13 protein-coding genes are annotated in these 10,134 nt (G+C 28.0%); 2 read left to right on the top strand and 11 right to left on the bottom strand.

What is annotated here, in order from left to right:
- The coding region (locus Q0W06_RS18205) for a polysaccharide deacetylase family protein (protein WP_297639131.1) at positions 1 to 794 on the bottom strand (794 nt) is incomplete at its 3' end.
- A 297-nt stretch (positions 795 to 1,091) separates the two neighbouring features.
- Between Q0W06_RS18205 and Q0W06_RS18200 the strand changes: the two genes are divergently transcribed.
- Entirely contained in the window at positions 1,092 to 1,811 is a 720-nt protein-coding gene (locus Q0W06_RS18200) for a DUF3887 domain-containing protein (protein ID WP_297639129.1), read from the top strand.
- Positions 1,774 to 2,472 carry a YhfC family glutamic-type intramembrane protease gene (locus Q0W06_RS18195; protein WP_297639126.1) on the top strand — a complete coding sequence of 233 codons (699 nt, stop codon included), beginning with the start codon at positions 1,774 to 1,776 and terminating at the stop codon, positions 2,470 to 2,472. Before Q0W06_RS18200 ends, Q0W06_RS18195 begins: the two co-directional genes overlap by 38 nt.
- 80 nt (positions 2,473 to 2,552) lie before the next feature.
- Here Q0W06_RS18195 and Q0W06_RS18190 read toward each other — a convergent pair whose 3' ends face one another.
- The 10 genes from Q0W06_RS18190 to Q0W06_RS18145 form a co-directional block, all read right to left on the bottom strand.
- A complete protein-coding gene (locus Q0W06_RS18190; RefSeq protein WP_297639124.1) occupies positions 2,553 to 3,158 on the bottom strand; it encodes an NAD(P)H-dependent oxidoreductase in 606 nt (201 codons plus the stop codon).
- 12 nt (positions 3,159 to 3,170) lie between these two features.
- Entirely contained in the window at positions 3,171 to 3,752 is a 582-nt protein-coding gene (locus tag Q0W06_RS18185) for a nitroreductase family protein (RefSeq protein WP_297639121.1), read from the bottom strand.
- Between the two features lie 276 nt (positions 3,753 to 4,028).
- The gene (locus Q0W06_RS18180) at positions 4,029 to 5,618 is read right to left on the bottom strand and encodes an oleate hydratase (RefSeq protein ID WP_297639118.1); all 1,590 of its coding nucleotides are present in this window, start codon (positions 5,616 to 5,618) and stop codon (positions 4,029 to 4,031) included.
- 208 nt (positions 5,619 to 5,826) lie between these two features.
- Positions 5,827 to 6,669 (bottom strand): class III extradiol ring-cleavage dioxygenase, encoded by an 843-nt coding sequence (locus Q0W06_RS18175; protein WP_297639115.1) that lies wholly within the window; start codon positions 6,667 to 6,669, stop codon positions 5,827 to 5,829.
- Between the two features lie 468 nt (positions 6,670 to 7,137).
- On the bottom strand, positions 7,138 to 7,671 hold the full coding sequence (locus Q0W06_RS18170) for a hypothetical protein (protein WP_297639112.1): 534 nt from the start codon (positions 7,669 to 7,671) through the stop codon (positions 7,138 to 7,140).
- 3 nt (positions 7,672 to 7,674) lie between these two features.
- Positions 7,675 to 7,908, bottom strand: coding sequence for a hypothetical protein (locus Q0W06_RS18165; RefSeq protein ID WP_297639110.1), 234 nt, complete (start codon positions 7,906 to 7,908; stop codon positions 7,675 to 7,677).
- Positions 7,909 to 8,083: 175 nt separating this feature from the next.
- Positions 8,084 to 8,278 (bottom strand): YwbE family protein, encoded by a 195-nt coding sequence (locus Q0W06_RS18160; protein WP_297639108.1) that lies wholly within the window; start codon positions 8,276 to 8,278, stop codon positions 8,084 to 8,086.
- Between the two features lie 44 nt (positions 8,279 to 8,322).
- Positions 8,323 to 9,090, bottom strand: coding sequence for a hypothetical protein (locus tag Q0W06_RS18155; protein WP_297639106.1), 768 nt, complete (start codon positions 9,088 to 9,090; stop codon positions 8,323 to 8,325).
- Entirely contained in the window at positions 9,063 to 9,413 is a 351-nt protein-coding gene (locus Q0W06_RS18150) for a hypothetical protein (protein WP_297639104.1), read from the bottom strand. The genes Q0W06_RS18155 and Q0W06_RS18150 overlap by 28 nt, the downstream gene beginning before the upstream one ends.
- A 171-nt stretch (positions 9,414 to 9,584) precedes the next feature.
- Positions 9,585 to 10,134: hypothetical protein (locus tag Q0W06_RS18145; protein ID WP_297639102.1), on the bottom strand; the 550-nt coding region annotated here is incomplete at its 5' end.

Genomic DNA, 10,134 nt, shown 5'->3' with positions numbered 1-10,134 from the left:
CCTGCATCATGCATCAATAAAACTATGTCTTCTGAATTTCTTACGGCTTTAATCGTATTTGATACTATCTTATTCGCTGGAACTCTTACTGCACTAGTGTCAGTGGAATCTATATTCCAATCAATTGAGACTATTTTTTCTTTATTTAATGCTTTATTTAATGCGCCTAAGTTTTTATCTTTATAATATTTTCTAGACATATATCCACCTGGCATTCTCATAACCTTTGTTTCAAAATTGCTACCTAAAACGCCTTTTAGTATTTTATCCGTTTTATGATATTCCCCCATAAACGCTTTCACATCAACACGATTCCTTGGATATATCTTTTTAAAATTATGAGAATAAGTATGATTAGCTATAGCATTACCACTTTTATATGCATCTTTAACATATTTTTTATTTGCACTAGAATTTTCTACATTACTTCCTAACACAAAAAAAGTTCCATGAACTTTATATTTCTTAAGAATCTTTAAAATTTCAGGTGTATTTTTGCTTGGACCATCATCAAAAGTTAAAAACACTTCTTTTTTACCATTTTTCTTGCCATTAAGCATTGCATTAACTTCCTTTGCAGGAACTGCATATTTTTTTGCACTTTCTATCACATTGGATTTTTTTACTTTTTTCTTTCCCTTTTCTTGTTTTTTTGCTTTATCATTCTTAACAATCTCATTTTTAGAAACTTCTTTAGATTTTGTTTTATTATCTAGATAATATGCTCCTGCTAAAAACATTCCTATAAATACCATTGTCATTGATAAAACTATATTTCTCTTCCACTTTCTCATATTAATTTTCCCCTCTTAAATTACACCATATATATTATTTTACTAATCTCAATTTGTGTCATTATCTATATATCTAAATAAATAATTTTCACTATTAATTTTTATAAAATCACATACAAAATATGTAATTATGACTCCAAACTATATTTCACTAATAATTGATTAAAAATATATGATTTTATTGTGTTAATAGTTAAAATGACCCCTCTTTAACAAACTAAACGAGATAAAACTAAAGTTTGCAAATCACTATCTATTGTTATATAACTTATATAACAAATAAAAGGAGTGATTTTCATGAAAAAAGTAATAATCATAATAGTTGTTGCTATTATAGTAATTGGAGGCGGTTACTCAATTTACAGCTATGCAACCTCTAAGTCAGAAGCTACAACTGTTACTACTACAGATTCAAGTAATTATCAAAGTATAACTAAAAGCTTTTTATATGCAGTTGAAACTAATAATTATGAAAGCTATAAGAATTTATGTGATTCTAAAATAAATTCAAATGCTGATTTTAGCAAAGTTCAAAGTACAATAAAAGATACGCTTGGCTACTTTAAAAACATCACTTATATAGAAACAGTAACTCAAAATGGAATTACAGCAAATATTTATAAAGGTGAGTTCTCAAAAGCTACAAATACTATGCAAGTTATCTTTAATAAAGATAATAAGGTTTCAGAATTTAATATTTTACCAAATGCACCACAAAAAGAATTAACTGAATACAATAAAACTGCAACCACTTTCTTAACTTCAATAAACACTAATAATTATAATATGTATGCAAGTGTATGTAATGATAAAATGGGCACTGAGAAAATATTTAGTAGCATGGAAAATTTATTTAAAAATAAATTAGGTGATTTTAAAAATATAGAATATATTACTACCACAACAGCAGATGGTTCTACAGTAAATATTTATAAAGGAACTTTTGATAAAACTACTATAAATGTTAAAGTAGCTCTTGATGGACAAGGTAAAGTGGAAGGATTCTTCCTACTTTAATATGATGGATAACTATATTTTTCTAGGAATAAGTGTTGGTATTCCTATAGTTTTAATAATTATCTTAATGGTTAAATATAAGGTAAGTTTTAAAGTTATAGGTATAGGCTTATTAACATTTTTAGTTTCACAAGTATTTTTTAGAATACCTATTTTAGATTTAATAAACAGATTAGATCCTGGAATATCAAGAAATATTATTTATCAAGCTCAACTTCCTTTTACAGCTGGATTAGTAGAAGTTGGTGCTGACTACATCGCATTTAGATGGTTTTTAAATAATTGTAATACTAGTGATGCCGTTGGTCTTGGAATCGCACATGGACTTTGTGAAAATTTATATGTGGCACTTCCAATACTATTAACTGGAGTGAATATTGGAGGCCAATCAACTTTCATAGGATCCTTTGAAAGAAGTTTTGCACTCTTAGGACATCTAGCTTTTTGTCTTTTTGCTTATTATGCAGTTAAAAAGAAAAAGATAAGATTTTTAATATATGGAATACTACTTCATGCATTAGCTGATATGTTTTGTATATTACCACTTGGAATATGGAGTATAGAAATATGTTGTGCTCTAGTATCAATTATAAGCTTTATTATAATTACTACACTTATAATAAAAAATAAAAATTATCACTTAACCTTTAATCAAAAATAATAAAAGATATGCTAGACTTTTCTCTAGCATATCTTTTATTTACCTTAATCTATTTTTTATCTATAGCTAAAATTTTTCTATTAAAAGTTTTTAGCAATCTCTTTTGCTTTTATATTAGCTCTTTCAATTTGCTCTTCCAACTCTTTTCCTTGTAATACATTAGTAAGCTCTAATGGCAATGTTTCTATGTCTTCATTTTTTAATCCAAAGAATTGAAGAATTGTTCTTAAATATCTATCCCCCATTTCAAATTCTGCCCCTGGACCTTCTGAATATAATCCGCCTCTTGCAGTTATATGAATTGCTTTTTTACCTTGATCTGCAAGTAATCCTACTGCACCTTTTGCTGTATATTTAAAGGCTATTCCTACATAAGATATATAATCAATGTATGATTTTAAAATAGCTGGAATACTTAAATTCCACATTGGTGCTTCAAAAATGTATTTATCACATGATGCAAATAACTCTGCATATTTTTTAGCATCATTTTCTTTCCCTCCAAATATTGCTTCTATCATTTCTGCATCTAATGGTTTAATATTTTCTTTATATAAATCTAAAACTATTATTTCATCATTTGGATTATTTTTCTTGTACTCTTCTAAGAAAACTTCCCCTAATGTTAATGTTCTTGATTCCTCAATTTTTTTTGGGTTTGCTTTTATTACTAATACTTTACTCATTTTCATCACTCCTTATTTTACATATGTTACAGTACCAGTTCTCTTTTCTGGTGCTTTGCCTGACATTTTTGGATTTTTTTGTCCTAAAATTATTGCATGTAATGGCTTGAATCCTTCTGGAACTCCTAATTTTTCTTTATACTTTTCTACAATAGCTTTATCTTCTTCTCTTTGGCTTTGGAATAAAAATCCTACAAATCCTATCCAACATGATGCTAACCCTAAAGACTCTGCAGCTAACAACATATTTTGTGAAGCTATAGCACAGTTTATTTCACTTTCATAAGCTTTTTCCTCTGCTGATACTATAATTGCTACTTGTGAATTATAAAAAGCATTAAATTTTTCATTATTAGCTAATTTCTGAATCATTTCTTCATCAAAGTTTTTAGCTACCTTTTTTGCATCCTCACTTATTTTATTCATTAATTCTCTATCTTGTATTACTGAAAAATGCCATGATTGAGTATTCATAGAACTTGGTGCTGCTAACCCTGCTTCAACAATAGTCTTAACATCTTCCTCTTTAATAGTTCCTTCTCCAAACATTCTAGTGCTTCTTCTATTTAGTATTGTTTTAATTGTTTCATTCATAATTATTCCTCCTAAAATCTTAATAGTATGGTCTATTATAGTTTGTACTATTTATCCATACCTATTCCTTATTTATAAATTAGTTTATTTAATATTTTTATTCGTTATCGGACAAATAAGATAAAAATAAAAACCTAAATTCGTTCGTTATCGAATATTTTACTCTTCTCTTCTTTTTCTGTCAATGTTTTTTATTTTTATATTAGATTTTTAAAAAGAGTAGAATCCCTCCCACTCTTTTTATCATTTCTATTTTAACTAATTCTAATTTACTAATTATTTAATCATAGCTGCTAAAGCTCCAAGCATTACTCTAATATCATTTTCACCTTTATAAATAGGTGTTACTTCTTTATAATCCAATCCTAAAAGCTTATATACAGCCATTTGTGCTGAACGAACAGAATAATCTACTGTAAATACAGTATCATCTTTTATTTCACAGAATTGACCTAAGAATGCAAGATTTATTGATGATTCTGGAACAACAGCAGGTCTATCTCCAGGACTTCTAGTTAAAAATTGACTAGTTATAAATGGCATTAAACATGGCTTACATATAACTGAATCCAAAATCTCCTCTAGCTTATCTTCAAAGCCCATAAGATAACAAATCTCTTCTATAATTTCTAGTCCTGTGCATTCATACATTTTTTTCTTAATAAAGTTTCCTTCTTTATCAGGATGAAGAGCATACCCCCAAGCTACTTGTACATTTTTTGACTGCTTCGCAAAGTAAGGTTGTTTTGGTAGTACAACAGATAAGAACCAGTTAGAATCTTTAAATGTAAATTCAGTTCCTGTACCACTACAAAATTCTCTAACTAAATTGAAGAATAATGGTGTTTTAAAAGTCATTGTAATTGACTCCCAAAGGGATTCATCCACTCTATCAGTAAATACATTAGGATGTCCAAATTGATCATCTTCTTTAGCTATTTTTTCCCATAGCTCCCATGATGAATCAGAATATTTATTATTTAAAGTTGTTGCTTTCATATTGTTTCCTACTGAGAATCCAGCTGTCATAGAACCATTTGTAACTAAAACTAAATCTGAAGTATCAGTAGTAATTTTTTTCTCTACTCCAGCTTCAATATATTCTATAGTTTTAACATATTTTTTGTTATTTTTAATATCAAAGCATAAGTTAGTAACTTTTGAATTCATATTAAAATTAACACCTTCATTTTCTAAATACTTAATTATAGGAAAAATTATTGAATCATATTGAATATATTTAGTGTGTCTAACACCAGCTAAATCAGTTACATGAGGAAACTCATGTACAAATCTGTGTAAATAACGTTTAAACTCAACAGCACTATGCCAAGGTTGAAAAGCAAATGTAGTTGCCCACATATACCAAAAATTACTCTTAAAAAATTGTGGCGTAAATAAATCTGAAATTCTTGCTAAACCAAGCATTTCTTCTGGTTTAATTATCATACTTGTTAATGCTAATTGATCTGCTTTAGAAAGCTCAAAAGAAAGAACATCTATCTTTTCAGCATTATCGCCAATAAGCCTAACAGCAGAACGATTAAATTTAGTTTCCTTATTAAACTTATTAAAATCATCTAGCAAAGTCATGTATTCGTTTTCTATAGATGGAACTCTTGATAATAAATCATAAGTGCACGCATAAGCTTCTTTATCAAACATTCTAGCTCCATGTGCTACATACCCTTCTTCATCATTACCTGCACCATCCATACTTCCACCTAAAACATTTAATTGTTCAAAAATAGTAATGTTCTTAGCAGGAATATGTCCTTCTTGCATAAAATATACTGCACTTGCAAGAGAAGCAATTCCCCCGCCAACCAAATAAACTTTTCTGTCTTTAATTGAAACATTCTCCATAACTAACACCTCTTTTTTTATTTTGGGTGTAAATCTTGCTCCTATTAAACTAAGATAATTTCTTCTGATAATTCTATTATATACCTAAATCTACCTAAACCCAACTTTTAGTCTTATTTTTCTAACGCTATTTATAGATAAAAAAATCCAAGTGTTTAACAAACTCTTAGATTTTTATATTTTATAATTAATATAATTTTCATAGTATCTATTTTATAATAAAACTACTTTCACTAAATGCAGGCATATTAGATGATTTTTCATAGAAATATGAAATAGTATCTTCTTCTTCAACTAATCCTAGTGCATATAAAAGAGGAATATAATGTTCTGGTGTTGGTGAAGCGAGCTTACCTGCTGGATGACTTGTTTCATAATTAATAAGATTTTCAAAGTTTCTTTTTTCTATTTGTTCTTTTATCCATGCTTCATATGGTGCTTCCCACTCAAAAGATGTATTATCATTATTTCTATATTTTTCTCCTAAAAGACTTAAATTATGAATAAGAGAACCACTTCCAATAATTAATATCCCTTGCTCTCTTAATATTTTTAACCTATTCCCTATTTTAAAGTGATAATCTGAACTTGCATTATTATCTATACTTAATTGAAATACAGGGATATCTCCTTTAGGAAATAAATGCATAAGAACTGGCCATGCTCCATGATCTAATCCCCAATCAGTAGTTTCTTCTACAGTAGGTATTACTTCTTTTACTCTCTTTGCTATATCCGGTGCTCCTTTAGCTTTATATTCAACTTTATAATACTCTTCTGGAAATCCATAATAATCAAATATTTGTTTCTGTTCAGATGCAATATTTATAAGTGTTCCATCTGTTACCCAATGAGCTGAAACTACTAAAGCAGCTTTTATATTATAATTCTCTCTTAACTCTTTTCCTAATCTATAAAGTTCATTCCAAAATGAATGTTCTTCTCTTGAAAGAATAATGCTCATAGGATTCCCATGAGATGTAAATAATACTGGCATTCTTTCATTATTTGATTCTATGTTTCTATCTATACTTATATCTTTAGTATCCATCTTTTTCTCCTATCTATCACTATTAATAAAATTATAATACTTCTATATATCTTTGGTGTAAAGTATCACTCTTAGTATTAAATTTGTTTGAAAAATATATTCAAACTATTTTTTACTTAATTTCAAATTTTATTTACAAATCTCCCATAAGCTCCTTTAAAATAAAAAAAGATAAAATTTACACTTTAGTTTGTGAGGGCCTTTGTGCATATTGGACTTTTTTTTATCTTTATTTATCTTTATTTGGGCACTCCTAAAAGGGTATAGCTATCACTCCTAAAACACCCCGTTATTACTCCTTGAAGTCTGCTACCTCTCTCCCAAAATGCCCTCACCTTTAATATATGCAAAAAATAAATTTGTGGGGCAAATCTTCAAAAATTTCTCAAATAATTTTAAAAACTCTTTTTTATATCTGAACTTAGATTTTTTATATATTAAAAAGCCAGCACCTCTAGGTACTGACTTCTATCTCTCTTTATTTATACTTATCTCTTTTTCAACTTCTTCTATCACTCTTTTTGCTCTATTACTAAGTTCTAAGCTTTCATTTACTATTTTATTTATATTTATAAGAGCTTCAAAACCTTCTTCAATCATTACATACTCATAAGCTCTGTTATTTCCTGGATATCTATCCAAAATAAATTTACTATCTAACATCCTAAGTGTAAAATAATCTTCTATATTTAGTTCCTCTATTAAATCATTCTTTATTTCATTATATATAGTTGTTATTTCATGCACTGAAAGTTCTATTCCAAATGTCTTTATAATAAATGTTTTTAATATTCTTTCTATAGTTCCATGAATTAGTTCCAATTGTCTTGGATATGATATTCCTACTTTATTAGCTAAAATAGCATCTCTCATCATAACATTTGAATCTGCTTTCCATATTTTATATTGCTCTTTATTAATATTTCTAGGTTTAAATTTTTTTGCTTTTCCTGATTTATTAGTTCTACATTCTAATGTAAATCTTTCAACTAAGTTTTCCATAACCTAACCTCTTAAAAAATCAACTACAACACTAGTATCTTGTTCTTTGGCATAATCCTCAATATTAGTAAGTATCTCACCTAAATTTCTAGCTTTCATTCCTTCTTTTACATAAACTTGTATAACATAATATCCATCTATTTCACTATATTCAAACTTCGTTATTTTTTCTAAAATGCTTTGCTCTAGACTTTCCTTTGCATGTTTTATAATATCATCATATTGCTCTTTACTCATTTTTTAACCCATCCTTTCACTTTTTTTATCTTGCTTTCACTTCTGTGTAAGTTCGATTAATCAAATCAAAGATTTAAACTCTCACTTATATTATACCAAGTCTTCCACTAATTAACCTTCTTATTTTACATTAATTACTTGAGCTTATTCATCACCTGAAAAAATAGCATTTTCTTTAATTTAGCACTTCTTTAACTCTACCTACAATACCATTTTCAAGCATTACCTTTATTCCACGATGATGCTCTCTAGAGTTTGTTAGTATTTTCATAACTATTCCCTCTGTTAATTTTCCAGTTCTTTGATCTTGCTTTTGAACTACTAATACCTTTCCGCCTATTTTTATATCGTTTCTTTTTGTTCCATCCATTTCTTTTTCCTCCATGTTAATGTTATTTTTTAGTCTTTATCTCTTTAAAGATAATCTTTGATGCTTTCATAAATATTTCTATCTGGATATAATGCTAATACATTATCATCTCCAATTAATTTATAGTATTTTGTTGAGTAGCTTACAATAAATTTACTGTTAGGCAATGTAAATTTTAAAATCTCACCATAACAGTTTGGCTTCCCACCTGAAGGTTCACCTATTATTTCAGCATTAGTCTGGAATTTAAATTCATATGCATTTAATAATGCCGATGAAAAAGTTTCTCTTCCTATAATAACCTTTAAATTTTCTTTTGTATTTATTTTTTCATTATCTTTTATAAAATCTATAAGCGGCTTTATTAATGTGGAATCTCCACCTAGGTTATTTCTTAAATCAATAGTAATTTTTGAAATACTCTTCTCATTAATAAAATCTATAGTTTCATTTATCTTTTCATTTAAAGTTTTTATTCCATCTTCCCTGCAACTATTGTACTTTATATACAGCTCATCATTAATTTCTTCAAACCAATAATTACTGCCATTATTTCTTGCGTATATAGGTAATTTTATCTCTTCTATATAATTTAAATTCTGCATTGAGACGGTTTTTAAAGATATATCTTTTCCTCCTACAGTTATAATTACTTCCTCTCTACTGTCACATATACAAAGTCCATATAAAACGTCTACCCCTTGCAAATATTTGGCTAAATAAGCTTTTAATAAAAATTCATTTTCATGAGATATAATATTAGATAGTTCTAATATTACTTCATCTATAGGAATTCCTTCAATGTACTCCACTTTTTATATAGTAAATCTTTATAGTCCTCACTTACATTAATTATGTAAACTCCATCTTCAAAGAGATAAAACTTAACTGGTAGATATTTATTAACTGGAAACAATACAGCAGTATGAGCATCACCCACAGTAGCAACTATTCTACTTATCTCAACTTTCATATCATCATACTCTAAGTTTTCTACCTCTTCTTTAAGTTTATCTATCATTTCATTAAATTCTACTTCACTTATCTTAAAAAATAAATTTTTATGATTTTGAATTAAATTAACTTTAAGAAACTCTAAATCTTCACACCATTTTTCTGTCCAACTACTCTTCATAATGTCTCCTAATCTATACTTTTACTCATTATAGCATGAAAAGTTTATCTTTGTCCGAGCAATGTATTTAAACTATTTGTTTCCACTTAATGCTAAAAGGATAGCCTAGAGAATCCTAGGCTATCCTTCATTTTTCTTATATAAATTATCTTTGTCTGAACATATTCTCGTTTACTTTCTAGCTATATTAACTATAACAACATTTTGTCCTTCGTGTACTGTTCCACTAACATTAGTTCCTGTAGATTGTCCATCAACAGTTACTGACTTAATTACATAATGTTGACTTAAAGCACTTGGAATTAAACTATCTGTTAGCTTAGATCCAACCGTCATATCTTTAGTTTGTATAGTTATCACTTGTCCATTACTTTCAAATACAACTTTAACTGGTTCAGTTTCTGCTGCAACTATAATTACAACATCTTGAGTACCTTCTTTAAAAGTCGTTGGCATTTCATTCACAGAAACTCCATTTACTTTCATTGATTTCTCTTTGTATCCATTAGGAATAGTTGGCATCTTTAATGTATCCTTACTTCCTATAACTCCTGTAGCTGATTCTATTTGTCCAATTAATTGTCCTTGAGTATTTTTCATAAGAACTGTAATTGTTCCTTTTGGTTGTTCTACAGGCTTTACTGCTGGTTTTGTAGTTGGTACTGCTGGTTTTACTACTGGTGCAGGTTTTACTTCTGGCTTAGTAGTAGGTTTTGTTTCT

The sequence above is a fragment of the uncultured Clostridium sp. genome (assembly GCF_947072515.1).
Lineage (GTDB): Bacteria > Bacillota > Clostridia > Clostridiales > Clostridiaceae > Clostridium.
This window is presented reverse-complemented; position numbering and strand designations above follow the sequence as displayed.